The sequence below is a fragment of the Nitrobacter sp. TKz-YC02 genome (assembly GCF_049852135.1).
In the GTDB taxonomy this organism is placed as follows: domain Bacteria; phylum Pseudomonadota; class Alphaproteobacteria; order Rhizobiales; family Xanthobacteraceae; genus Nitrobacter; species Nitrobacter vulgaris.
Window position 1 is genome coordinate 2,005,905 of record NZ_CP180728.1, and the last position, 25,405, is coordinate 2,031,309.

The 25,405-nt window shown below is 60.2% G+C and carries 25 protein-coding genes; 5 read left to right on the plus strand and 20 right to left on the minus strand.

Translation table 11 applies throughout. The annotated features are described in order from the left end of the window. Positions 1-2: 2 nt before the first annotated feature. From ACM561_RS09490 to ACM561_RS09500, 3 genes are all read right to left on the minus strand, one after another. Positions 3-1,409, minus strand: coding sequence for an SPOR domain-containing protein (locus ACM561_RS09490; protein ID WP_425904657.1), 1,407 nt, complete (start codon positions 1,407-1,409; stop codon positions 3-5). 101 nt (positions 1,410-1,510) lie between these two features. Beyond that, on the minus strand, positions 1,511-3,484 hold the full coding sequence (locus tag ACM561_RS09495) for an arginine--tRNA ligase (RefSeq protein ID WP_425904659.1): 1,974 nt from the start codon (positions 3,482-3,484) through the stop codon (positions 1,511-1,513). Positions 3,485-3,522: 38 nt separating this feature from the next. Then, positions 3,523-4,737, minus strand: coding sequence for a deoxyguanosinetriphosphate triphosphohydrolase (locus ACM561_RS09500; protein ID WP_425904661.1), 1,215 nt, complete (start codon positions 4,735-4,737; stop codon positions 3,523-3,525). A 110-nt stretch (positions 4,738-4,847) separates the two neighbouring features. Here ACM561_RS09500 and erpA point away from each other — a divergent pair, with 110 nt between their 5' ends. Beyond that, a complete protein-coding gene (gene erpA / locus ACM561_RS09505; RefSeq protein WP_309772763.1) occupies positions 4,848-5,180 on the plus strand; it encodes an iron-sulfur cluster insertion protein ErpA in 333 nt (110 codons plus the stop codon). A 100-nt stretch (positions 5,181-5,280) separates the two neighbouring features. Continuing rightward, positions 5,281-6,081, plus strand: coding sequence for an exodeoxyribonuclease III (xth, locus tag ACM561_RS09510; RefSeq protein ID WP_425904663.1), 801 nt, complete (start codon positions 5,281-5,283; stop codon positions 6,079-6,081). Positions 6,082-6,145: 64 nt separating this feature from the next. On the opposite strand, the gene ACM561_RS09515 is transcribed toward xth, so the two are convergent. The 12 genes from ACM561_RS09515 to ACM561_RS09570 form a co-directional block, all read right to left on the minus strand. Further along, positions 6,146-6,961 (minus strand): tetratricopeptide repeat protein, encoded by an 816-nt coding sequence (locus ACM561_RS09515; protein ID WP_425904664.1) that lies wholly within the window; start codon positions 6,959-6,961, stop codon positions 6,146-6,148. Beyond that, complete coding sequence (locus tag ACM561_RS09520) at positions 6,948-7,304, minus strand: hypothetical protein (RefSeq protein ID WP_425904666.1); 357 nt, start codon at positions 7,302-7,304, stop codon at positions 6,948-6,950. Before ACM561_RS09520 ends, ACM561_RS09515 begins: the two co-directional genes overlap by 14 nt. 343 nt (positions 7,305-7,647) lie before the next feature. Next, positions 7,648-9,069, minus strand: coding sequence for a dihydrolipoyl dehydrogenase (gene lpdA, locus ACM561_RS09525; RefSeq protein ID WP_425904667.1), 1,422 nt, complete (start codon positions 9,067-9,069; stop codon positions 7,648-7,650). 18 nt (positions 9,070-9,087) lie between these two features. After that, a complete protein-coding gene (locus ACM561_RS09530) occupies positions 9,088-10,053 on the minus strand; it encodes a DUF4892 domain-containing protein (protein WP_425904669.1) in 966 nt (321 codons plus the stop codon). Between the two features lie 28 nt (positions 10,054-10,081). Further along, positions 10,082-10,411, minus strand: coding sequence for a hypothetical protein (locus tag ACM561_RS09535; protein ID WP_425904671.1), 330 nt, complete (start codon positions 10,409-10,411; stop codon positions 10,082-10,084). Positions 10,412-10,430: 19 nt separating this feature from the next. Then, positions 10,431-11,792: a pyruvate dehydrogenase complex dihydrolipoamide acetyltransferase gene (locus ACM561_RS09540; protein WP_425904672.1), complete on the minus strand. Its 1,362-nt coding sequence runs from the start codon at positions 11,790-11,792 to the stop codon at positions 10,431-10,433. Positions 11,793-11,804: 12 nt separating this feature from the next. Next, positions 11,805-13,226, minus strand: a complete 1,422-nt coding sequence (locus tag ACM561_RS09545; protein ID WP_425904674.1) for a pyruvate dehydrogenase complex E1 component subunit beta — start codon at positions 13,224-13,226, stop codon at positions 11,805-11,807. 26 nt (positions 13,227-13,252) lie between these two features. Next, positions 13,253-14,275 (minus strand): pyruvate dehydrogenase (acetyl-transferring) E1 component subunit alpha, encoded by a 1,023-nt coding sequence (gene pdhA, locus ACM561_RS09550; protein ID WP_425904676.1) that lies wholly within the window; start codon positions 14,273-14,275, stop codon positions 13,253-13,255. A gap of 189 nt (positions 14,276-14,464) precedes the next feature. Continuing rightward, positions 14,465-14,782: an FtsB family cell division protein gene (locus ACM561_RS09555; RefSeq protein WP_425904678.1), complete on the minus strand. Its 318-nt coding sequence runs from the start codon at positions 14,780-14,782 to the stop codon at positions 14,465-14,467. A gap of 60 nt (positions 14,783-14,842) precedes the next feature. Continuing rightward, positions 14,843-15,400 carry an NADPH-dependent FMN reductase gene (locus ACM561_RS09560; protein WP_425904680.1) on the minus strand — a complete coding sequence of 186 codons (558 nt, stop codon included), beginning with the start codon at positions 15,398-15,400 and terminating at the stop codon, positions 14,843-14,845. Positions 15,401-15,529: 129 nt separating this feature from the next. Next, complete coding sequence (locus tag ACM561_RS09565; protein ID WP_425904681.1) at positions 15,530-16,117, minus strand: protein-S-isoprenylcysteine O-methyltransferase; 588 nt, start codon at positions 16,115-16,117, stop codon at positions 15,530-15,532. Between the two features lie 15 nt (positions 16,118-16,132). Then, a complete protein-coding gene (locus tag ACM561_RS09570; RefSeq protein WP_425904683.1) occupies positions 16,133-17,386 on the minus strand; it encodes a hypothetical protein in 1,254 nt (417 codons plus the stop codon). Positions 17,387-17,607: 221 nt separating this feature from the next. Here ACM561_RS09570 and ACM561_RS09575 point away from each other — a divergent pair, with 221 nt between their 5' ends. Continuing rightward, positions 17,608-18,282 carry a hypothetical protein gene (locus tag ACM561_RS09575; RefSeq protein ID WP_425904684.1) on the plus strand — a complete coding sequence of 225 codons (675 nt, stop codon included), beginning with the start codon at positions 17,608-17,610 and terminating at the stop codon, positions 18,280-18,282. Between the two features lie 99 nt (positions 18,283-18,381). Here the strand turns inward: ACM561_RS09575 and eno are convergent, their stop codons facing one another. Further along, positions 18,382-19,665, minus strand: a complete 1,284-nt coding sequence (gene eno / locus ACM561_RS09580) for a phosphopyruvate hydratase (protein WP_425904686.1) — start codon at positions 19,663-19,665, stop codon at positions 18,382-18,384. 214 nt (positions 19,666-19,879) lie between these two features. Here eno and queF point away from each other — a divergent pair, with 214 nt between their 5' ends. Then, positions 19,880-20,356, plus strand: coding sequence for a preQ(1) synthase (gene queF, locus ACM561_RS09585; RefSeq protein ID WP_425904688.1), 477 nt, complete (start codon positions 19,880-19,882; stop codon positions 20,354-20,356). 17 nt (positions 20,357-20,373) lie between these two features. On the opposite strand, the gene ACM561_RS09590 is transcribed toward queF, so the two are convergent. After that, entirely contained in the window at positions 20,374-21,585 is a 1,212-nt protein-coding gene (locus ACM561_RS09590) for an MFS transporter (protein ID WP_425904690.1), read from the minus strand. After that, positions 21,582-22,445, minus strand: coding sequence for a 3-deoxy-8-phosphooctulonate synthase (gene kdsA / locus ACM561_RS09595; protein ID WP_425904692.1), 864 nt, complete (start codon positions 22,443-22,445; stop codon positions 21,582-21,584). Before kdsA ends, ACM561_RS09590 begins: the two co-directional genes overlap by 4 nt. Before the next feature lie 138 nt (positions 22,446-22,583). Here kdsA and ACM561_RS09600 point away from each other — a divergent pair, with 138 nt between their 5' ends. Next, entirely contained in the window at positions 22,584-22,940 is a 357-nt protein-coding gene (locus ACM561_RS09600) for a PAAR domain-containing protein (protein WP_425904693.1), read from the plus strand. Positions 22,941-23,044: 104 nt separating this feature from the next. Here ACM561_RS09600 and ACM561_RS09605 read toward each other — a convergent pair whose 3' ends face one another. After that, complete coding sequence (locus tag ACM561_RS09605) at positions 23,045-24,676, minus strand: CTP synthase (protein WP_425904695.1); 1,632 nt, start codon at positions 24,674-24,676, stop codon at positions 23,045-23,047. 166 nt (positions 24,677-24,842) lie between these two features. After that, on the minus strand, positions 24,843-25,232 hold the full coding sequence (gene secG / locus ACM561_RS09610; RefSeq protein WP_425904696.1) for a preprotein translocase subunit SecG: 390 nt from the start codon (positions 25,230-25,232) through the stop codon (positions 24,843-24,845). Positions 25,233-25,405: the final 173 nt, after the last annotated feature.

Here is a 25,405-nt window from a genome sequence, read left to right on the forward strand (position 1 = left end):
CGTTAATTCCTTTGGACGACGCACTGTCCGCCGGCCGATTTGAGGCTTCCGCAGAAACGCGAGGCCTCCTCGGAAGAACCGAACGGACCGACCATCGCACGATAGTAGACACCCTTGGCGCCAAGGTCTGCGCGTTTGATTAAAGGAGCGCGCGATCCCAGCACCGGGAATTTACCCTGCAGGTGCCGGAACGACGCTCGCGCGTCCGCCTCGTTACGCTGAGAGGAAACCTGCACCAAATAACCCCCAGCACCGGCGACGACCGGCGCCTGCTGGGTCGGATTGGTCGAAGCTATTCGGGTGCGCGGTTCGGCAGCCTGTGGTGACACCGACTGAGGCGCATTTGCCCCGGATGCAGGCCCCGTGGGAGTCGTATGCCGAGATTCGGAGGACTCAGGCCGAGCAACGGCCGCCGCCGTTAGATCGGCCGGATCACCACGGACCGTCAGGGTCCTGACCCTGTGTGGTTCATCGCCAGCAACTGTTCCGTTTGCCGCCGTCGCGGGAGGCTTAATGTTCGGAGCCACGCTTGCTGCGGACGGCGGATGGCCATTCTGGTTCAACGGCGGGAATACGACACGCGGGCCGGCGTTAACGGCATCTTTGACGTTAACTGGCTGCTCCTCACGGGACACCATCTGCTCGGTGCCGTTCTCCGTAGACATCCGGTCCTGAAGCAACTTGCCAACGGCATCCCCCGAAGCGGTCTGCTGAGGCACGATCTTGTTCGGTTCGGTGTTGGCCCTTATGACCGGAGGCTCACCTTTCGGGGCAGTTCCAACAAAGGTGCGATAAGCATATGCCGCACCGGTACCGACCACGGCGAGCACTAAAACCGCGACCACGGTTGCCATTTTGCCGCGACGCCCGGGTACCGGTTCATCTTCCTCATAACCGTTCTCGTAGCCGAATGGCGCTTCCGTATAAGTCTCGCGCGGAAACTGGCCTTCATACGCGTCGCGTGGAACATGATCCCCATACGCCGGTTGCTCGTCCGGGCGCTTCCCGTACAGCACGTCGTCATAACGGTCGGCCTGATAATATGACTCTGGCTCAGGCGACTGATGCTGGTTGTCAGGATAAACCGCCGCGCGCCGCAGAACCGGATGCGGCTGGGATTCGAACTGCTCCGGCGATGGATCAGGTTGGGCCATCCGCCTCTGAATCCACTGAGGCGGACCGGCTGGAACCTCTTCCTCTACGGCTGGCTGCGGCTCGAAGTGATCCACGGGATCATCCACCGGAGCCACCGGTGCTCCTCGTTTGACATCGCCGAAGGGATCGGTCTGACCAATCAGACGCGCAAGTTCCGCAAGCGGATCCGGCTCCGGGGGGGCTGTCGCGCCCCGATCGTCGCGCCCGTAATCATCGTCCTCCGGGAAAGGTCTGTCCTGATATCGATGAGCCATTGTGATGTCGCGTCCCTTTCGGAAAGGCGCCAACTCGCTCGTTCTAAACGAAACAGCTGCCAATCAAGCCCATCACGATCCCCTTCATGATGGCTAAACCACTATCGCATCTCGGTCGGCGCGTGAACGCCGAGAACAGCAAGTCCGGATGCCAGAACAGCGACAACACCCTGAACCAGCGCCAACCGTGCCCTGGTTATTTGTGCATCATTATTGATAATGAAGCGTAAATGAGGCAAATCGCGCCCTTTCGTCCAAAGCGCGTGAAATTCACTTGCAAGATCATACAGGTAGAATGCGATCCGGTGCGGTTCGTGTGCCACGGCGGCCGCTTCGACGGTTCGCGGGTAGAGCGCCAGCTTCCGTAGCAGGCTGATTTCCACCGGATCTGACAGCCGTTCCATGTCCGCCGTCCCGAGGAAATCCCTCCGCGCCGCATCCGCTTCGGGAAGGTCCGGAAACACCTCCCCTGCATTGCGGAAAATCGAAAAGCCGCGAGCATGACCATACTGCACGTAGAACACCGGGTTATCCTTCGACTGCTCGATTACTTTGGCAAGATCGAAATCCAACACCGCGTCATTCTTGCGGAATAGCATCATGAAGCGGACGGCGTCGGAGCCGACTTCATCGACTACGTCGCGCAAAGTGACGAAATCGCCGGAGCGCTTTGACATTTTCACCGGCTCGCCGTTGCGCAACAGCTTGACGAGCTGCACGATCTTGACGTCGAGCGTCGCCTTGCCTGCGGTAACGGCTTTGATCGCTGCCTGAACGCGCTTGATGTAGCCGCCGTGATCGGCGCCCCAGACATCGACCATGTTGAGGAAGCCGCGGTCGAATTTTGTCTTGTGATAGGCGATATCGGAGGCGAAGTAGGTGTAACCGCCATCCGATTTTTTCAGCGGACGATCGACATCGTCGCCGTAGGCTGTGGCGCGGAACAGAGTCTGCTCGCGATCCTCGTAGTCCTCTATCGGAGCGCCCTTCGGCGGCGGCAACCGACCTTCGTAAATGAGCCCCTTATTGTGAAGTAACTCTAAGGTCCTCCCCAAATAGTCCGGCTGCCCAATAGGACTTGGCGCTTCTCTTATGTCAAATGTTACAGTGGTGGCATCGCTCATCGACTTTAGCTTGCGCTTTGCCAGATACGCTCGAATCCCGCTCGGACCTTGTGGACTGAAATCATACGATTTACGCCCGAAAAAGAATACGGGCAGCTGATCGGGCGCAGAAAATTCAATCGCTCCTTCGACCAGAGCTTTCTCTGAAAAGAACCTATCAAAAGTAATGTTTAGTTTTTCCAAGTCTTGCAGAATTAAAACCAACATCCACTCAATCGAGGCTTGTCGAACTATCGGCAACCATTCCACTTCTGTCTTTTGTAGAAGTTTATTGCCGTACAGATTGACGAGAACGGCACCCACCGGCTTCAGATAGTCGCCGGGGTAAAGCCCTTCCGGAATTTCGCCGATGTTTTCGCCGAGTGCCTCGCGATAGCGCAGGAATGCCGAGCGCGCGAGCACGTCTACCTGCGCGCCCGCATCGTTGATGTAGTATTCGCGCGTGACGTCATAGCCGGCGAACGACAAAAGGCTCGCCAGCGCGTCGCCAAACACCGCACCGCGGCAATGTCCGACATGCATGGGGCCGGTTGGATTGGCGGAGACGTATTCAACGTTGACCTTTTCGCCCGCGCCGGCCGCGCTACGGCCATAGCCCTCGCCTTCGCGCAGTAGATCGCGCAATACATTAGACCAGACTTGCAACTTCAGGGTTAAATTAATGAAACCGGGACCGGCGATCTCGGCATTTTCGACCAAGTCGTCGGAGCGCAGTTTCGTCACGATCCGTTCGGCAAGATCGCGCGGCTTGGCCTTGGCGTCCTTCGCTAGCACCATGGCGGCGTTGGTCGCCATGTCACCATGGGCGGCATCTTTCGGCGGCTCAACCACGATCCGCGACAGATCGAGCCCGGCCGGCAGCGCGCCGTCTTCCACGAGCGCGGCGCACGCCTTAAGCACTCTTGCAAGCACATTCGCGAAAAGATGCTGCGATGGACTGGAATTGGTCATGACTTCTGCGATTTGAGTGGGCCTAGAATAGGCGCCGCCTAACGCAATTCCGGAGTCGAGTCAAAAAGGCGCCTGTGCTCGTTGATAGCGAACCGGTCAGTCATCCCGGCGATGAAATTGCCGACCCTGCGCGCTTTTTCGGCATCGAATTCGCGGTTGTCGCCATCCTCCGGCAGCCATTCGGCAGGCAGCGCCGCCGGATCGTCGCGGTAGCGCACAAACAGGTCCCGAACAATGGTCTCGGCCTGGTCCATCACTCGCACGACGCGGGGATGGCGATACATCCTTTGTTTAAGGAACGCCTTGATCCGAGTCTCGGCCTCTACGGCCTCCGTCGGAAAGGCAAGCAGCGGCGCAGAGTGCCGCCGCACGTCATCAACCGACCGCGGCTGTGCAACGGCAAGCCGCCTGCTTGCCTCGGACAGAACGGCCATGATCAGATAGGAGATCAGCTCACGCACCAATTCGGCGCCGCGCCGGCCATGATCCAACGTCGGATAACGGCGTCTGATATTAGCGATTATTCCAGCAGTTAACGGCATTTCCTTAAGATCATCGACAGCGAACAAACCGGCGCGCAAGCCATCGTCGATGTCATGGGTGTTATAGGCGATGTCGTCGGCAATGGCCGCAACCTGCGCCTCGAGCGAGGCGAAGCTCCATAGCTCAAGATCGTAGGTCCGGTTGAAATCGACGATGCCCAATGGAACACCGCGACACTGATAACGTCCAATGGCGTGCCCCGTGGCATCGGTCAGTGGACCGTTGTGCTTGACGATCCCCTCTAGCGTTTCCCAGCTCAGGTTGAGGCCATCGAAATCCGGGTAGCGGCGCTCCAAAAGGGTTACGATCCGCAGCGTCTGCGCGTTGTGGTCGAAGCCGCCATACGGACCGAGACAGAGGTCCAGCGCCCGTTCGCCAGCGTGGCCGAACGGCGGATGGCCGAGATCATGCGCCAGCGCCAGCGCTTCCGTCAGATCCTCATCGAGCCCGAGCTGCCGAGCCAGCGCACGGGCGATCTGCGCCACTTCGAGGGTATGGGTGAGCCGGGTCCGGAAGTGATCGCCCTCATGATAGACGAACACCTGGGTCTTGTGTTTCAGCCGCCGGAACGCCGTCGAATGGATCACCCGGTCGCAATCGCGCCGAAACGCGCTGCGGGTCCGGCTCGGCGACTCGTCACACAACCGACCGCGGCTGCGGTCGGGCTCGCTGGCAAAAGGCGCGCGGGGAGCTGCCATTCCGACTGCCACGGCACTTGCCCCCTTCCGATCGTTTGATTCTGTCGCCCGGGCACTTAACTATGGCTTGCGGGTAATTCAAAATATTGGACAATGTCCGCCATCTCATACGGAGTCGCAGGATGACAGAAACCAACATCACCGTCAGCGAGCGCGCGGCGCGGCGGATCGGGGAAATCCTGAAATCCGAGGGTGACGGCGCCATGTTGCGCATCAGCGTCGAAGGCGGCGGTTGCTCGGGCTTTCAATACAAATTCGATATCGAACGGGCCAAGGCCGACGATGATCTGGTGATCGCGCGAGATTCCGCAGTGGTGCTCGTCGATCCAGCCTCCGTCCCGTTCCTGAGCGGGTCCGAAGTCGATTTCGTTGACGATCTTATCGGAGCGTCGTTCCGGGTCGTTAATCCGAACGCTACCGCCTCCTGCGGCTGCGGCACCAGCTTTTCGATCTAGGCCTTCATGTCATGCGCGGGTTTGACCCGCTCCTCCGCCGAAAGAAGACCTTTGCGCGGGATTGCCCGATCAGGTCGGTCATCGCACGCGGGACCGTCTCATGCGCATAGCCACCTGGAACGTCAATTCGGTCCGGCAGCGCTTGGATCACCTTCTCGCTTGGCTGCGGGAGACCGTGCCCGACGTCGTCTGTCTCCAGGAAATCAAATGCGTAGATGAACAATTCCCGCGCGAAGCCATTGAGGCGCTCGGCTACAATGTGGTGACGCACGGTCAGAAGACCTTTAATGGCGTGGCGCTGCTATCGAAATTCCCGTTCGATGAAACCCGCCCTCGGCTGGCTGGCGATGACGACGACGTACAGTCGCGATTCCTTGAAGGCGTTGTCTCACTCAAGCAAGGGGTCGTCCGGATTGCCTGTCTCTATTTACCCAATGGAAATCCGCCTAACACCGAGAAATATCCTTACAAACTCAGATGGATATCGCGACTTATTGAGTATTCAAAAGAGCGGCTAAAAGGCGAAGAATCCTTCGTACTTGCCGGCGATTTTAACGTCATCCCTACAGCGGGTGACGTGTACAACCCCTCCGCATGGGTCGATGATGCCTTGTTTCGCCCGCAAACACGGCAAGCGTTTCAGACGCTGCTCGGGCTGGGCCTGACCGACGCATTACGAGCGGTGTCGGATGCCTCGGGAGAATACACCTTCTGGGACTATCAGGCGGGCGCCTGGCAGAAGAACAACGGATTGCGGATCGATCATCTGCTGCTGTCGCCGCAGGCCAGCGACCGGCTCAGCGGAGTAGGAATCGATCGTCATGTCCGCGGCTGGGAGAAGGCGTCCGACCATGTTCCGGTGTGGATCGATCTGGAGCTGGACCCCGCCGGACAGCCTTAGCGACGCAGTCTTCTTGTTTTAGAGATTTCAGAGCTGTACGGCGGACTGCTAACGCACTTCCGCGCTAATCCCGTCGCCCCTGCACCCAGTGCTCCAGCATCTGCAGCGCCATGGCGCGATCGTCTTCCGAAGCCTTCGCGATCGCCTTATTGTAGCTCTCGGTGATCCAGGTCTCGTCCGGCTGAGCGGCATCCCGCGCCAGCGTCAGCCACATCAGTCCACGGGCAGCCTGCCGGGGTAACTGATCGCCGACAAACAGCATCTTGCCGAGCATCGCCTGCGCCTGATGCTGGCCCTTTTGCGCCGCAAGACCTAGCCAACGGGCGCCGTATTTGACATCGTGAGGAGCTCCGACCCCTTTCAGATAAAGCCGCGCCAGATCGTATTGCGCATCGGCATTGCCGAAGTAGGAGGCCGCATAGGAAAACATCTCTCGTGCGCGCTCGGCGTCGCGTTTGATGGTCGAGTTAGGAATCCCCTGTAGGTAATAGCGTCCAAGCGCAACAAAAGCATTGGCTACAACGGGGGCTTGCGGCGCCGAAGGGCTGTCCTCGGCATGCGCATTGGCAATACGGCTGAAGTACTGGAAAGCGCGTAGATCGTCCTGGGTGACGCCGTCGCCGTTGGCGTACATACGCCCCAGCCGCCACTGGGCAATCGGGTGCCCACCCTCGGCCGCATACTGCAGGGCTGTCAACGACGCGCTCGGGGCCACCGCCTTTTTCAGCGTCTCCCCACCAGCGAGGGGCGCAGTGGCTACGGGAAGCGCCGCTGCGGCATCCTGCTGTCCGGCCACGGTTCCATCGAAGGCAAAGGCCGACACGCTCACGCACGCCACGCTCCACGCCAACGCAAAAGCTGTACTCCTAGCCATCCGCATAACGCAACTTCTCGAACATCCGACCCGAATAGGTCAGGGTACCACTAAACATTTGTCCAAACTGCCGAGCGTATTTTGTGCGCTCGCCGGATGTAGGATTAGTCGCGCCGATCCGCCATTCGGTCTCGCGGTCAGGGCATTGGGCACAAATCAAATTTACGTCAGAAGGCCAGCCGACCGCCGTTACGATCCGCGTGTCGCCAACAACGATCGCGAGCCCGGCAGGGTTAAGCGAAACGATCCATCGCGCGCCATACGAATCCGAACGGCCGGGCTCGCGCGTCTGACCTTCCGCGACGTGACGGTTCGACAGCCTGCTCTTGATGCCCGCCTCGACGTCCATCGCGAACCCACTCCTCCCAGCGGCCTTTTTTCTGAAGACGCTTCCGGGAGGTCCCGAGCCACCAAAAGCGCCAGCCTTTAGCCGACGAGTAAATTCTTCACGAAGGGGTGTGGCTAAATAGCGGCGTCTGCAAGAGCCACCTGTTTGTAGGGTTAAATGACCGGCTGGTGTTGCGACCTGGCAACAACGCTTATCGCGGGGCAACATGGCTCTGTTGCCCCGCGGCATGGTGCCCTCAATCAATAACTCGCGCGGTTTCTGACCGAGCAATATCCAGTTTTGCGGTAGTCCGAGCAGGCTAAATCCGAGCCTGCGCGGTTGCTGTCCAAACCCGCTATTGCTCTTACATGTTCAGCACGCGCCCGTAGGCGTCGAGGACCGCTTCCTTCATCATTTCCGAGAGCGTCGGATGCGGGAAGATGGTGTGCATTAATTCCTGCTCGGTCGTCTCCAGGTTCATCGCGACCACGTAACCCTGGATCAGTTCGGTGACTTCCGCGCCGACCATGTGCGCGCCGAGCAATTGCCCAGTCGCCTTGTCGAAGATGACCTTCACCAGCCCCTGATCCTCGCCCAGCGCAATGGCCTTGCCGTTGCCGGCGAACGGAAAGCGGCCCACGCGGATGTCCTTGCCCGCCTCCTTGGCCTTGGCTTCGGTCAGGCCGACAGACGCGATTTGCGGGTGACAATAAGTGCAGCCCGGGATCAGCAGCTTGTCCATTGGGTGCGTTTTCAGCCCCTTGATGGTTTCGATGCAGATGACCCCCTCGTGCTCGGCCTTGTGCGCCAGCATCGGCGGTCCCGCGACATCGCCGATCGCATAAATGCCAGGTACGTTGGTTCTGCCGTAGCCGTCGATCACGATGCAGCCACGATCAGTTTTCACGCCGAGCTTTTCCAATCCGAGATTTTCGATATTGCCGACCACGCCGACCGCCGAAATCACCCGCTCGAACTCGGCGGTAACCGGCTTGCCATCGCCTGCGTCAATGGTGGCGACGACGCTGTCCGCCTTCCTGTCGAGCTTGGTCACCTTGGCGCCGGTCATGATCTTGATGCCCTGCTTCTCGAACTGCTTGCGGGCAAGGCCGGCGATCTCGGCATCCTCCACGGGGAGGATCTGCGGCAGCACCTCCACAACTGTGACCTCGGCCCCCATGGTGCGGAAGAATGAGGCGAACTCGATGCCGATCGCGCCGGAGCCGACGACGAGCAGAGACTTCGGCACGCGATCGGGCACCATCGCCTCGAAATAGGTCCAGACCAGCTTCTTGTCGCCTTCCAGCCCCGGCAGCACGCGCGGCCGCGCCCCGGTCGCGACGATGATGTGCTTGGCGTGATAGCTGCCCGCACCCAGCACGCCCTTCGGCGCATCGGTGCTGCCGACCTTCACCGTGATCCTTCCGGGTGCATCGATGGATGCATCGCCCCAGACCACGGTGATCTTGTTCTTCTTCATCAGGAAGCCGACGCCTTCATTGAGGCGCTTGGACACGCCGCGCGAGCGCTGCACTACAGCCTTCGGATCGTAGCTGACCTTCTCCGCCGACAAGCCGTAATCCTTGGCGTGCTGCATGTAGTGATAGATTTCCGCCGAGCGCAGCAGCGCCTTAGTCGGAATGCAGCCCCAGTTCAGGCAAATGCCGCCGAGATGTTGCTTCTCGACAATTGCAGTCTTGAATCCAAGCTGGGCGGCACGGATCGCGGTGACATAGCCGCCCGGACCGGAGCCGATAATGACGACGTCGAAGGAGGTATCAGGCATGGCCTCTGCTTTCTGTCCTCAATTCGTGGCGTCGACCAACTCGACCCGCCGGTTCAGCGCACGACCTTCTTCGGTGCGGTTTGTCGCCATCGGGGAGGCCATCCCGACTCCAAGTGGAGTCAGACGCGCCGCGACGACGCCATAGTCGCGGCTAAGAGTCTCAACAATGGATCGTGCGCGGCGATACGACAGGTCGCGGTTGTAGTCGAGCGCTCCCTTGGAATCGGTATGCCCGACAATCAGCACTTTCATATTGGGCTGCTCTTTTAAGAGCTTGGCGATCTCTTCGATCTGCGGTTTCGAATCGGAGCGCATGGTGTCTTTGTCGAAGTCGAACAGGATGCCGTGAACCGCGACACGTCCCTGTGCAATGATATCACGCTGCATGGCGGACGAGTCCACCACTACCATCCGTTCTTCCATCGGCTTGACTTCGGTGATTTCGAGAAGCGCCAGTGCACGGTCCTTGAGCGGTCCACCGCCCGAGCGGTGCATGATGACATAGAGCGAGGCATAGACGTCGCCTTCGGCCCGCTTGAGCCGCGCGGCGATGTAGCGCTGGTCGGCCTGCTGGTCTCCGAACAGCATGTAGAGCGGGTCGCCGGCGATAGCGAGGCTGAAGTTTCGCCCGCCGCATGCCTCGCGCTCGCAAGTGAAGAGCGTCTCGAAGCCGGCTTTCTTGATCGCCTGCTCGTAGTTGCGGAACACCTCCAATGCCGCGCGGCCTTCCGGCATCTTGTAGGAGATCTGCGTGAACTTACCCTCCAGCGGGGTCACGGAATTCGCGTTCTTGTCCTTGCCGCCGGGACTTTTTATCGGCGCGATCGCGAGCTTGTAGTCGGTGAACGCTTCCTGCTTGTAACGGATGATCTCCGAGCCGTCATATCGCGGCAGCAACGGATGATCCTTGCCGCCCTTGGTGTCCGCTGCCTGCACGGACGCCGCGACCAGAACTACACCAAGAGACATCAGGAAGGTCCGCATCTTTTTTCCTTCACACGCTCGGTCAAATTTACGACTTGCACTGCTTCTCGCCGAGATCGACCCGAACGATCCGCGATGGTCCTGGTACCGGTCTCCCGTCGGGACTCTTCGCGGGCTCACGCACCACCGTGGCGAGGATCGCGCAATTGCCGCCGTGAATATTGAAACGACCCACGCCAATCCGCTCGATACGATCGACCGTGCCGAGTCGCTCGGGAATATCACGCATCGCAACGATCGCCGCAAAGTTCTGCCACACTGTGAACTGCGGCGGCAATTCGGCGCGCACCAAACCCGTCGCATCGATGCAAAAACATGCCATCAGCACTACAACTGCGAGGGATTTTCCGATGGTCATCGAAAGTTTGCCGGCGTGCTCACACCATCATCATCACGGGATTCTCGATCAGCGTCCTGAACGCACCGATCAGTTCCGCGCCGAGCGCGCCGTCGACCGCGCGGTGGTCGCAGGACAGCGTCACGCTCATGATGTGCGCGGCCTCGATCTTGCCGCCCCGCACGACTGCGCGCTCCTCGCTGGCGCCGACCGCGAGGATGGTGGCGTGCGGCGGGTTGATGACGGCGGTGAAATCCTTGATGCCGTACATGCCGAGATTCGAGACCGCCGTGGTGCCGCCCTGATATTCCTCGGGCTTGAGCTTTCGCGCCCGCGCCCGCGCGGCGAAGTCCTTCATTTCGGACGAGATCGCAGAAAGCGATTTTGTTTCTGCCTTGCGGATGATCGGCGTGATCAAGCCGCCCGGCATCGCAACCGCGACTCCGACATCGGAATGCTTGTGTTTAAGCATACCGCCTTCAGTCCAGCTGACGTTGGCATTCGGCACGCGTTGCAACGCCACCGCCATCGCCTTGATGACGAAGTCGTTGACCGAGAGCTTGTAGAGCGGCTTCTTCTCCTTGTCCTTCGGCGCCGACGCGTTAATGTCCTCGCGCGCGGACAGCAGCCGTCCGATGTCGCAGTCCATCGTCAGATAGAAGTGCGGAACGTTCTGGATCGAAGCGGTCAGGCGCTGCGCGATCGTGCGGCGCATGTTGTCATGCGGGACGAGTTCGTAGGAGCCGTCCTCGAACAGCGACAGAATTTGCTTGTCCGACATCAAAGGCGCGATTGAAGACGCACCTGCTGGTGCGGTCGCCGGCACCTTCACGCCCTTGCCGGATTTCGCCTGCTCTACGTCGCGCGCGACGACACGTCCATGTGGGCCGCTGCCCTCAATGCGCGCCAGGTCGATGCCGGCTTCGCTTGCGAGCCGCCGCGCCAACGGCGAGGAGAAGATGCGGGCGTGACCGTTCGCTCGCTGCGCCGCTTGAGTTTCTGACGATGCAGGCTTAGGCGCGGGCGCACTGGAGGAAAGGTCGGCGATTCGAGTCGCACCTCTGCTAACAGCTTTCGTGTCTGCTTTGGATTCTGCTTTTGTTTCGGCCTTCGGCTCGCCTTTCGAAGACGCACCGCTGGCGGCGGCCTTCACGTCCTCGCCGTCACTGGCGAGCACCGCGATCACGTTGTTGACCGGTACGTCCTGCGTACCTTCCGGCACCAGGATTTTTGCGATGGTGCCCTCGTCCACCGCCTCGACTTCCATGGTCGCCTTGTCGGTCTCGATCTCGGCAATGACGTCACCGGACCTAACCTTGTCGCCCTCTTTCTTGAGCCACTTGGCGAGATTGCCCTTTTCCATCGTCGGCGACAGCGCGGGCATCAGGATGTTAATCGGCATGACTGACCCCGCTCACCGATAACAAACGGCCTTGGCCGCCGCGACGACTTCAGCCACCGACGGCAGCGCCAGCTTTTCGAGGTTGGCCGCATATGGCATTGGCACGTCCCTGCCCGAAACGCGCGTCACCGGCGCATCGAGATAATCGAATGCGTGCTCCATGATGCGCGCGACAATCTCGGCGCCAACGCCAGATTGCTGCCAGCCCTCCTCCACGGTCACCGCGCGGCCGGTCTTCCGCACCGATGTCACGATTGTTTCGGTGTCCATCGGGCGCAGCGTACGCAAGTCGACGACTTCGGCCTCGATGCCCTCCTTGGCGAGTTCATCCGCGGCCTTCAATGCGTAGGTCATACCGTTCGACCACGAGACCAGCGTAACGTGCTGACCGGTACGCGCGATCCGCGCCTTGCCGATCGGCAGCACATAGTCGTCGAGTTTCGGCACCGGACCGGTGTGTCCATATAAGATTTCGTTCTCGAGGAAGATCACCGGATTGGGATCGCGGATCGCGGCTTTCAAAAGTCCTTTGTAGTCGGCGGCGGAATACGGCGCGATCACCTTGAGCCCCGGGATTTGCGAGTACCACGCCGAATAGTCCTGACTGTGTTGGGCCGCGACGCGCGACGCGGCGCCGTTGGGGCCTCGGAACACGATTCCGCAGCCCATCTGTCCGCCGGACATGTAAAGCGTCTTAGCAGCCGAATTGATGATCTGGTCGATTGCCTGCATCGCGAAGTTGAAGGTCATGAACTCGACGATCGGTCTCAACCCCGCCATCGCAGCGCCGACGCCGACGCCGGCAAAACCGTGCTCCGTGATCGGCGCGTCGATCACCCGCCGTGCGCCGAATTCCTGCAAGAGACCCTGCGACACCTTGTAGGCGCCTTGATATTCGGCGACCTCTTCCCCCAACAAGAAAACGTTGTCGTCACGGCGCATTTCTTCGGCCATGGCGTCGCGTAGCGCCTCGCGGATGGTCATGGTCACCATCTCGGTGCCCGCAGGAATGTCGGGATCTTCGGGAATCTCTATCGCCGGCCCGGCAGGTCGTTGCGGGTCCGAGATCATGGGCTTGCCCTCGCCGACCGGCGAACGGGATTCCGCAACTTCCTTCGAAACGTCCTGGCCGGAAGCGGCCGATGTTTTTAACGCTTTCGCTTCGATCTTGCCGAGATCGGCCGCGCTCTCGCCATCGGCAAGAATGGTGGCAATTGGCGTATTCACCGCCACGTCCGCGGTTCCTTCAGGGATGAGTATCTTGCCAAGCGTGCCCTCGTCGGTCGCCTCGACTTCCATGGTCGCCTTGTCGGTTTCGATCTCCGCGATGACGTCGCCAGACTTGATCGTCTCGCCCTCCCTCTTCAGCCACTTGGCGAGGTTGCCTTTCTCCATTGTCGGCGAAAGCGCGGGCATCAGAACTTGGATTGGCATGATCGCTCCGAAAAAGGCTTGCGCGCTTAGCGATAAATATCGGTGTAAAGCTCGGACGCGTCGGGCTCTGGATCGTTTTGCGCGAAGTCCGCGGCCGTATTGACTATCTCGCGCGCTTCCGCGTCGATCTTCTTCAGATCGTCCTCGGGGAGCTTGGCTGCCAACAGCCGGTTTCGGACCTGTTCGATCGGATCCTGATCGTGCCGAACCTTGTCGACCTCCTCGCGCGTACGATACTTCGCCGGATCTGACATCGAGTGACCGCGATAACGGTAGGTCTGCATTTCCAGGATGTAGGGACCGTTACCCTCGCGGCACCATTTCACAGCCTTGTCGCCTGCCGCTTTTACGGCGCGGACATCCATGCCGTCCACCTGCTCGCCGGGAATGTTGAAGGACACGCCGCGCCTGGAAAAATCTGTCTGCGCCGACGAGCGCGTCACGGACGTGCCCATTGCGTAACGGTTGTTTTCGATGATGTAGACCACCGGAAGTTTCCAGAGCTCCGCCATATTGAAGCTCTCGTAGACCTGGCCCTGATTGGCCGCCCCATCCCCAAAATAGGTGAGACTGACGCGATCGTTGCCGCGATAACGGTTAGCGAAGGCGAGGCCAGTTCCGAGCGACACCTGCGCACCGACGATACCGTGGCCGCCGTAGAAATGCTTCTCCTTGCTGAACATGTGCATGGAGCCGCCCTTGCCCTTGGAATAGCCGCCGCGCCGCCCGGTCAGTTCGGCCATCACACCCTTGGCATCCATACCGCAGGCCAGCATGTGCCCGTGATCGCGATAGCCCGTTATGACCTGATCGCCCTCCTCGAGCGACATCTGCATTCCGACGACGATCGCCTCCTGGCCGATGTAAAGATGACAAAAGCCGCCGATCGCACCCATTCCGTAGAGCTGGCCGGCTTTTTCCTCGAAACGGCGGATCAGCAGCATTTCGCGTAACGCGTGAAGGTCTTGCTCGCGCGTGAACGAGGGGGGTGGCTGGCTCGTCGAGCCGTTGCCTACCACCTGCGTGACGCTCTTCTTGGATGCGACCATGGCAATTCCGGATGCGAGAAAGGATCACCCTCTCTAGCCCAAGTCAGGCAACCTTGAAAGCGCGTGATCTTACCGATGTTCGATACGCCGCGAAATTCCGTGACCGAAAATCAGCGGTTTTTGAAATTAGACAAAAGCCCTTTGCGAAAAGGATAGAATACCGCGAGCAATGCGCTCCCAACGGCGTTCCTATTTCTGACGGATGATCTGAATCAGATCGCGCGGATGGGCGTAGTCGAGCTGATAACGGACGCGCTCATCGAGCATGTCGGGGTCGATTCCGCTTGACCTTAAAAGCGCGACCCGCTTCTCGCCCTCCGCGCGCTCCGCCTTCAGCCGCTCCAGTTCGGACGTCAGCGCAACGATCTCCTGATCGAGCTCCTGCCGCGCATTCAGCCCGTACTTCCCGATATAGGCGTTAACACCGAAATAGCCGACGATCATTGCCGCCATCGCATAGAGAGCAAGGCCGGTGAGCAGCGATATGAGTCGTGAGCGCGAAACCATGGCTCGACGATGCGGTCGTCCGGTTAATGCTTCGCTAACAACCAAGGGTCGCCCAAGTTGCTATTTTTTATGCTGGGCTACCCAGGCGGCGAAAGCGTTGACATAGGCTGCGAGGAACTCGCGCAGTGAGGCCTTGACGAGATCTCCCCTCTCATCGAACGCATCACCGATACCGCCAATATAGGCTTCCGGCTGCTGCAAAACCGAAACGTTGAGAAAAACCAGCGACTGGCGCAGATGATGATTGGCGCCGAAACCGCCAATGGCACCCGGCGAATTGCTGATAACCCCGCCCGGCTTGCCGTTGAAAACGCTCTGCCCATAGGGACGAGATCCGACGTCGATGGCATTTTTCAACACGCCGGGAACGGACCGATTGTACTCTGGCGTCACGAACAGGACGGCGTCAGCGCTCCTGACGCGATCGCGAAAGTTTCCCCAGTCAGCCGGCGGCGTTGCTTCCAGATCCTGATTGTAGAAAGACAATCCATTCAGCGTGATGACGTCGAGCTGAAGCGAAGGCGGCGCGAGCGTCGTCAAGGCCTTGGCTATTTTCAGCGAAAATGACTCTTTGCGAAGGCTGCCGACGATGACGGCGGTGCTGGATTGGGATGCCATGAAAAATCCTATGGTTGTACGGCACTCACGCTGGCTTGATTACAACCTGACGATGCGAAGAAGCTGTAGGGCTCAGTCTCCTGCGAGAGACTAATCATCAAGGAACTTGGCCGGGCCTTCGACCTCCGGTCAATACACGCCGGGAATGATACGGTGTGTTTGCTGCATGTAGCGGCGATAGTCTTCCCCGAACATCTCGATCATCATCCGCTCCTCGAAGCGCACACGCGCGAAAAACAGCACCGCCACAGCGACGATGCCGCTGAAGGCGGCGACGAGGTTCGGCAGCAAACAGGCTTGTGCGATCGCCCACAGCCAGAATGACGCATACATCGGATGACGGATCGTCCGGTACACACCGGTGCGAACGACCCGATGCCCCTCACGCACCTCGAGTGAGGCCGACCACTGCCGACCGAGATCCTTGTGTGAGCGGCGGAACAGCCAGAGCGAGAAGGCAAACAATACGCTGCCAAGCACAACGAGACCATAACCCGGATCGTAGGCGCATGCGCGCGGCCATCCCGTCGCGAGATTGACCATCGGAATGGCAAACAGTCCGACAAAAGACGCCGCCAGAAGCACGCGCTCTCGCCAGGTACCATCGCGCCGCAACGTTGCAGTGCCCCGCGCCCGCCGGGCGTAGGGATAGCGGATGATAAACCAGGCGACGAGGCCGATAAGCCATATCGTCTGTCCCAGAGCGATCGAAGACATCAGCCGCCGCCGCGCTTACGCAGCGCCGACGGCGGCGCCCGCCAGCCTGGTCGTGGCCGCGGTCACCTCGGATGACGCGCGCTTCAGAAGCGAGCCGTCCTCTCCGAAACGATCAACACCGCCACGGGGCACCGTGATCTCGTCGAACGGCAGCGGACCGCAAACGATAAGGCAATGGTCGTAATTGGCACGCACGCTGTTTCCCATCAAGAATTTGTAGTGCAACAGCATGAAGTTGAACCGATGACGCCGGAAGCTAGCCTTGTCCATCATGTCGTGCAACTGCACACGCCGGATGTTCGGACGTCCCTCCGAACGCTCGCGGCTGACACGCTTTAATATAACGGGATCGAAGCGATAGAAACTGATGGCGTCGTCGCGAGCGTGGTATTCGGTCCACGGGATTCGGAGTTCCTCGGCAACGGATTGCGTGGCCTGACGAATGCGCTCGCCGCGCGGATGCAGCGAGAATTTCGCAATGGTAGAGCCGACGGTGAGGACGCACAATGAAGCGCCGCGCCGTGAAAGTTTGGGATCGCGTTTGAGTGCGCGCGCGATCGTATCCATGACCAGCGCGGCGCCGAGGCAATGACCTACAATGACAACCTCATCGATATCGGCATCGCGAACCCGATCGAGTATCCGCTCTGCGAACCGATCGATCCGAGCATCCATCCGCGGCCGCCGGCCGTAAACAAACTCGCGCGAAAAGATCCAATCGTCGAACACATGGTTGATTGGACGCCGCCAGCCCAACAGACGCCACAAGCCGGCCGTGACGCCCACGATCGCCGTACCCCCGAGCACGACCGCCTGGAACCCGGTCACGCCTGTGAGCCAGACTAGACCGTATCCCACCGCCGCGCCGCATCCGATGAACCCTGCGACATACAGATACGGAAACAGAAAGAAGCCAGCATATTTCCAGTTCGCATACATAAAACGGAACAGCGTGCCGGTCACAATGAAATCAACCAGCGTGACGAGGCTCTGCCCGAGGCGCGACCACATGCCCCGCGCGTGATCCTCAAGGATCAAGTCGTCCCATCGCAACATTTCATAGGATGTGCGCGTGTTCCAGTTGGGTCCGGACGCCTCGATGTCCCAGGACGCGCTAACCGGCGTCGCCTCGATCGCGCTCACGATTTCGGCCCTCACGCCCCATGTGCGTTGAAACACCGACAGTGATCGTTCACAGCGACGATGCTGCTGCTCCGGCGAAATTGGATCGTATCCGCCAATATGAAAGACATGCCGCCGTGCGATCATCCCGCCACTTCCGTAGTCGTCGTCTTTTCAAGCCAAGCAGAGAGACGCAAATTTTCGGGCTGCGAATACGATACCCAACTTCGGCCTCGAATACTTCCCTGGAAACACTCCATCTGTGGCGTTTCAATCACAACACACAAGATTTCTAGCAACACACAATTGACGCGAGAATGCGAAGGCGAAATATAGACTCTTCAAGCGATTCAAAATGGAACTTATTGATGCCTACTGATTGTCCGTCTGCTCGCCGCGGCCTGCGTGCCGGGATCGGAGGTCTTATCCTGTTTGCGCTAGGCGGATTCATGGCGAATTCGGCCATCGCGCAGACTGTGGCGCCACACAGGCCAGGTCATGTTTATCTTATGCGGGGCCTGTTTAACGTATTTTCGCTAGGCATGGACGACCTGGCCGCGAAGCTCCAGAGAGCGGGCGTGAAGGCCGAAGCCGTGTCCTACACATCCTGGTCCTCGCTCGCTGACAGCATTACCGCTAATTTTCGTGCCGGCAACCGTGAACCGATCATCCTGATGGGTCATTCCTACGGCGCGGATACGACGATCTCACTGGCACGCACGCTCAACGATCGCAGGATTCCGGTGGCGCTGATCGTGAACTTCGATCCGACAGCGCCGGATCGGGTTCCACCTAATGTCCGACGGATCATTAATTTCTACGTTCCCACCGCCTGGGGACGCCCGGTCGAGGCAAGCAAGCAATTTCATGGTAGCCTATCTAACCTCAACGAAGGCGGGCAATACAGCCATTTTGACGTCGACAAGGCTGAAGCCCTCCACCGCAAGGCGATCGCTGCCGTGCTTCAGGCCGTCGGCCGGGGCACGTATCGCGCCAAGCGACCTGCCAAGCGCGATCATGTCTCCGAAGCCCCAGTGCAGTAAGCGGAGCAGCCTCTTCGCCGTTTCAAGCGGCGAGATGCTGAGCGAATCCTCGTTCTGAGGAAATCCTGCGTCCGCCGCTGCTTCCGTCTGGTAGTCGCGCTATGCCAACGCCTTTAGCGTCGCACGGCCCGCGTACCTCGCCTGCGAGCCAAGTTGCTGCTCGATGCGAAGTAGCTGATTGTACTTGGCGGCACGATCCGAACGCGACAGCGATCCGGTCTTGATCTGTCCGCAATTGGTGGCGACCGCGAGGTCAGCGATGGTGGAGTCTTCGGTCTCTCCCGAGCGGTGCGACATCACGGCGGTGTAGCCGGCCTTGTACGCCATCTCGACAGCGGCAAGCGTCTCGGTCAACGTGCCTATCTGGTTGACCTTAATGAGAATGGAATTGGCACGCCCATTTCGAATGCCGTCGGCGAGCCGGGTCACGTTGGTAACGAACAGGTCGTCGCCGACAAGTTGGCACGTCTTGCCGATCATGTCGGTGATGATCTTCCAGCCCTCGAAATCGTCCTCGGCCATACCGTCCTCGATTGAAACGATTGGATAGTCAGAGGCCAGCTTGGCGAGATATTTTGCCTGTTCCTCGATCGAACGGGTCTTGCCCTCGCCTCCGTAAACATACTTGCCGTCCTTGAAGAATTCAGTCGAAGCCGGATCGAGCGCCAGCGCCACGTCATCACCCGGCCTGTACCCAGCCTTGACGATCGCACCCATGATGAAATCGAGCGCCGCACCGGCCGATGGCAGGTCCGGTGCAAAACCACCCTCGTCGCCGACGTTGGTGTTGTGACCGGCCTTCTTCAGCTCGGCTCTCAATGTGTGAAAGATCTCGGAACCGCAGCGCAGCGCGTCCGAGAACGTTTTGGCGCCGACCGGCATGATCATGAATTCCTGAAAGTCGATCGGATTATCGGCATGCACACCGCCGTTGACGATATTCATCATCGGCACCGGAAGCGTTCGCGCCGTGACGCCGCCGACATAACGGTACAGAGGTATGTCGAGAGAGTCCGCCGCTGCCCTAGCGAGCGCCAGCGACACGCCGAGAATCGCGTTGGCGCCGAGTCGACCCTTATTCGCGGTCCCATCAAGCTCGATCAGGATCTCGTCGATCTGCACCTGCTGCTCGGCGTCCATGCCCCCGATCGCATCGAAAATCTCGCCGTTCACAGCGTCGACCGCTTTCCGTACGCCCTTGCCCTGATAGCGGCTCTTGTCGTCGTCACGCAGTTCGACCGCCTCATAAGCGCCGGTAGAGGCACCGGAGGGCACCGCGGCCCGTCCCATCGCCCCATCTTCGAGCACCACATCGACCTCGACGGTCGGATTGCCGCGGCTGTCGAGAATTTCGCGGCCGATGATGTCGACGATGGCAGTCATAAGAACCTCTTGAATCACTAGATTTTGCGCTGCTTCTACAGCAATGCTTGGGGGCGGGAAAGGCCGTGAATCGTGACGCCCTCGTGACGAGCCCGTTAGGATTGGCTATCAGCAGAAATTCGCGAAAAGATCATGCGCTGAATAAATCTATTTGCAGCGTAATCGATGCAAAACCGGCTCCACTTCCGCTGCTCCCGCTTTGACAGAGACGATCATGCCAGGAAAGCTCCTCTCTTCGCCAAAATCGTCTCCTTTGCAACTCGGCCGCGCCGTGGCGTGGCCTGATTCTCCGGAGAAGGCAAAACTCGACCGTGTGCCCAATCCCCAGAGAGGCACCAATTATGTCGCGCGGTTCACGGTGCCGGAGTTTACCGCGCTGTGCCCGGTCACCGGTCAGCCGGATTTTGCGCATTTGGTAATCGATTATGTGCCGGGGTCCTGGCTGCTGGAGTCGAAATCGCTCAAGCTCTATCTCGCCAGTTTTCGCAATCACGGGGCTTTCCACGAGGACTGCACGGTGGCAATCGGCAAGCGCATCGTCGGCGCGGTCAGGCCGAAATGGCTGCGTATCGGCGGCTACTGGTTTCCGCGCGGCGGCATTCCCATCGACGTATTCTGGCAGACAGGCACGGCGCCGAAGGGCGTCTGGATTCCCGATCAGGCCGTCCCGTCCTACCGAGGCCGAGGTTGAGCGCTGACCGAGTTTCTTTAGCGCGCGCGTGAGGCGGCCCTGCCGGTCAGTAGCCCCGCACAAGCCAACCCGAGAATTGCGATGACGACGGCGTTCGCGGCAAGCGTGGGAAATTTTCCGGCCCAGGAAAGGCTCACGCCATAGGCGATCGGACCGGCAGTCTGCCCCATGTAAAAGAAGAACGAATGCAGCGACAACGCCGTCGCCCGCGCCTGCTCGGATAATTCGCTGGCGAACACCTGCAGGCAGCCGTGCAGCATGTAGAAGCCCCAGCCCATCAGGATGAAGCTGAGCATCTGGATATGCCAGTCCGGACCGAAGGCTACCGCGACAAGTTGCGCCGCCACCATCATTGCGCCTGATATCATCAAGCCGCGTACGCCGAGCAGCGACAGGAACTGCGATATCGTCATGGTGTAGAACAGGCCGCCGACGGCAAATCCGGCAATGACGATGCCCGCGATCGAAAGCCGGGTTTCACCGAGTTCGAACAGGAACGCCGCGACGTAGGGAAACAGTCCAAGTACGCAGCAGCCTTCGATGAAAACAGCAGAGTAGCAGACCTTGGCGTTGGAATTGCTGAAGATCTGCCGATAACCCTGCCGCAGATCGGCAAACTTCATCTGCCGCGAGGTTGCGATCGCGTCGCCGCGGTGAAATCCAAGCCTAACAGCAATCGAAGTCGCAAGAACCAGCGCTCCGAGCACGACAAGCACACCGCGCCAGCCGACGAGATCGCCAATCACGCCGGAAAACGAGGCGCCCAGCAGGTTGCCTCCCATCGTACCCGCAATGGTCCGGCCGATCGCCACCTGGCGCTGCGGCACCGACACCAGGTCGCTTGCCATGCCGAGCGCGACCGGGAAAACACCGCCCGATGCTATCCCCGCAAAGACGCGCGTCACGAACAGCGCGCTGTAGGACGAGCACAATGCGCCGGCGACGTTCGAAATGCCGAGCAGCACCAGGCACATCAGCATCAGCCGTCCCTTGCCGAAGATATCGGCTGCAGCGCCGATCAGCGGCTGCACGACCGCAAACGAAAATGCGGTGACCGCCGAGAGGCCGGCGGCGGTGGCGACCGTCACCGACAAATCGTCGGCGACATGCGGCAACACCGGATCCATCGCACGCGTCGACAGGCTCGCCGCGAAGGTAGCCAGAGCAATGATATTGAGGAGCGGCGGCAGTCTGTGCTTTTCGGCCGCTGCCGGGGGCACCGATGTCATTTCGGGCGGGCCGGATCGGTCGCCTTCGCCAGCGCATCAAACGCCATCAGCCTTCGCACCAACGCCTCGAACTCACGCAGCGGCACCATGTTGGGGCCATCCGATGGCGCATGATCGGGATCTGGATGGGTCTCGATGAACACGCCGGCGACGCCGACCGCAACCGCCGCACGCGCCAGCACCGGCACGAATTCGCGCTCACCGCCAGACGAGGTACCCTTGCCGCCCGGCTGCTGCACGGAATGAGTCGCATCGAAGATGATGGGCGCGCCGGTGGTGCGCGCAAGGATCGGCAGCGCGCGCATATCGGACACCAGCGTATTGTAGCCGAACGATGCACCGCGCTCGGTCACCAGCACATTGCGGTTGCCGCCGCCAGTGATCTTGGCCACCACGTTCCCCATATCCCATGGCGCCAGAAATTGCCCCTTCTTGACATTGACGACTTTGCCGGTCGTCGCCGCCGCCAGCAAAAGGTCAGTCTGCCGGCAAAGGAATGCGGGTATCTGCAACACATCGACCGCCTGCGCGACCTCGGCGCACTGGGCTGCCTCGTGGACGTCGGTCAGCACAGGCAATCCGAGCGATGACCGAATCTCTGCGAAAACCGGCAGCGCCTGCTTCAACCCGATCCCCCGCGCGCCCGAAGCGCTGGTGCGGTTGGCCTTATCGAATGAGGACTTAAAGACAAGGCCGATGTTCAGCCGCGCGGCGATTTCCTTCAGCGCACCGGCCACCTCGACTGCGTGAGCCCGGCTTTCCATCTGGCACGGACCGGCAATGATCGACAGGGGCAGGTCCTGGCCGAAAGTTACGGAGCCGACGGAGACGACGGGCGCTGCGGAGACGGACTGGTTCAAGGTGAATTCCTTTATCGGCGGACCATGCCGGGCCGCAGCGGCAGGATCAACCCGCATGCACGGAATGCGAGCGTGCGCGCGAAGCATAGCCCCCTCGGGACCGGTTTGATAAGCTTTCGGCATTGCCCCGGAGGCCAAATGCGACTGCTCCTTATTGTTTTTACCGTCTCTGCATATGCCTTTATCGGTGCGGCTCAACTGGGACCGGCGTGGAGCCAGACGCCAAACCCGGCATCGCAATCGCCGGGCGTCGTGACCGGCGGAAGTCAGGACGTGATGGTCAACGGCAAACCTGCCGCGCGTCAGGGCGACTCTACGACCGGCGGCGCGTTGATCGAGGGATCGCCTAACGTCTTCATCAACGGCAAACCCGCAACGGTGACCGGCGACCGAACCGGATGCGGCGGCTCCGTCACATCGGGCAGCCATGGCGTATTCATCAACGGCAAGCCGATGGCGCGTCAGGGCGACCAAACATCCGGGTGTGCGAAATAGCTATAGCGTTTTCGAGCGAAGTGGATACCGGTTCGCGTGAAGAAAACGCGTCAAAACAACAATCTAGAGCGCCGCTCCTGATTTAGTCAGAAGCGACGCTCTAGCTACACCAGCCGGCTCTGCACCACCGCTGCCTGGATGAACGAGGCAAATAGCGGGTGCGGCTCGAACGGCCGTGACTTCAGTTCTGGGTGGTATTGCACACCGATGAACCAGGGATGATCTTCGTACTCGACGATCTCCGGCAGCACACCGTCAGGCGAGAGGCCCGAGAACCGTAGTCCGTGGTGCTCCAGGCGGTCCTTGTAGGCAGTGTTGACTTCGTAGCGATGGCGGTGCCGCTCGGAAACCTCCAGCGCCCCGCCGTAGATTCCTGAGACGCGACTGCCGCGCCTAAGCGCCGCCGGATAGGCACCGAGCCGCATGGTGCCGCCGAGATCTCCAGCCTTCGCGCGCTTCTCCAGTTCGTTACCACGGAGCCATTCGGTCATCAGCCCGACCAGCGGCTCGCTGGTCGGGCCGAATTCGGTCGAGTTAGCGTCTGCAATTCCAACCAGGTTGCGGGCCGCCTCGATCACGGCCATCTGCATTCCAAAGCAGATGCCGAAATACGGTACACGCCTTTCGCGAGCGAACCGCGCCGCCTTGATCTTGCCCTCGGCGCCGCGCTGACCGAAACCGCCCGGCACCAGAATTCCATCGACATGTCCGAGGAATGGTGCGGCATCTTCGTTTTCGAACACTTCGCTCTCGATCCAGTCGAGATTGACTTTCACCTTGTTGGCGATACCGCCATGGGACAGCGCCTCGATCAGCGATTTGTAGGCGTCCTTCATGCCGGTGTACTTGCCGACAATCGCAATCGTCACTGCTCCTTCCGGATTGCGGATGCGCTCGTTGATCTCATGCCAGCCTTGCAGCGCCGGAGGCGCAGCCGGCTCGATTCCAAACGCCGCCAGAACCTCGTCGTCGAGGCCGGCGGCGTGATAGACTTCCGGTACGGCATAGATGTTATCTGCATCGCGCGCCTCGATCACGGCGCTTTCCCGGACATTGCAGAACAATCCGAGCTTCCGGCGCTCCTCCTTGGGGATTTCCCGGTCGGTGCGGCACAGCAGGATATCGGGCTGGATGCCGATGGACCGCAATTCCTTCACCGAATGCTGCGTAGGTTTGGTCTTCAACTCGCCAGCGCTCGGGATGAACGGCAGCAGCGTCAGGTGAACGTAGATCGCGGCACCGCGCGGGAGATCGTTCTTGATCTGCCGGATCGCCTCGAAGAACGGTAGCCCCTCAATGTCACCCACCGTGCCGCCAATCTCGCACAGCACGAAGTCATAGCCATCATTACCGTCGAGGATGAAATGCTTGATGGCGTTGGTGACATGGGGAACCACTTGGATCGTAGCCCCAAGATAGTCGCCGCGGCGCTCCTTGGTCAGGATGTCCTGATAGATGCGGCCGGTGGTGATGTTGTCCTGCTTGGTCGCGGGGCGCCCGGTAAAGCGCTCGTAATGACCGAGATCGAGATCGGTCTCGGCACCGTCGTCAGTCACGAATACTTCGCCGTGCTGGTAAGGCGACATCGTTCCCGGATCGAGGTTGAGGTAGGGGTCGAGCTTGCGAAGGCGGACCTTGTAGCCACGCGCCTGCAACAGCGCGCCGAGCGCCGCCGAAGCCAGACCTTTTCCGAGCGAGGAAACCACGCCGCCGGTGATGAAAATATACCGCGCCATGGGTCTCAACCTTTAAGGCTCCCGAGACGATTCGCCAAAACCAATCCCAGCCGTCAGCCGGAATGCAGATCGACTGTGGGTGACTTCAAAATTCAAACGATTGCAGTCTCTTGGCTAAGGCTTTTGATGCAAAGCGGCAATCCCGCTCCTGCATCGATGCCCCGCTTTATTGCGAACGCGGCGCTTGCGGACCGGCGGGCGCCGGCGGGGCCGGCTGGTCCGATTGTTTCAGCGAATCGAGAAGGCCGCCGCCGGAGGGCGGAGTTGCCGGGGTCGTGCCTCCTGCCGGCTGGGACTGCGACGCTGGGGCGCCATCCAGGATCGAACCCGGATTTTGATGGACGCCCGCAAGCCATGACAGGAACAGGCTGGTCACGAAAAAGCCAGCCGCAAGGAAGGCCGTAGTGCGCGTCAGCAGATTCGCGGTGCCCCGGCTTGACATAAATCCGGCGCCGCCGCCCATGCCGAGGCCGCCGCCTTCGGACTTTTGCAGCAGCACGATGATGGTCAGTACCGAAACGATGATCAGGTGGATTACGATAACAACGGTCTGCATCTTGGCCTTCCATCACAGCGCTCGCCCGCCAGCCGGAGTCACGATCTTGCGGGGCTTGCTTGCGGGGCTTGAGAAGTTCGCCTGACGGACTCGCTGACGCTGAAAGCGAACTTCTGAACCGCCACACTCGGCGGTATCTACACGATCAGGCGCGACGTTGTCACCCCCGCAGG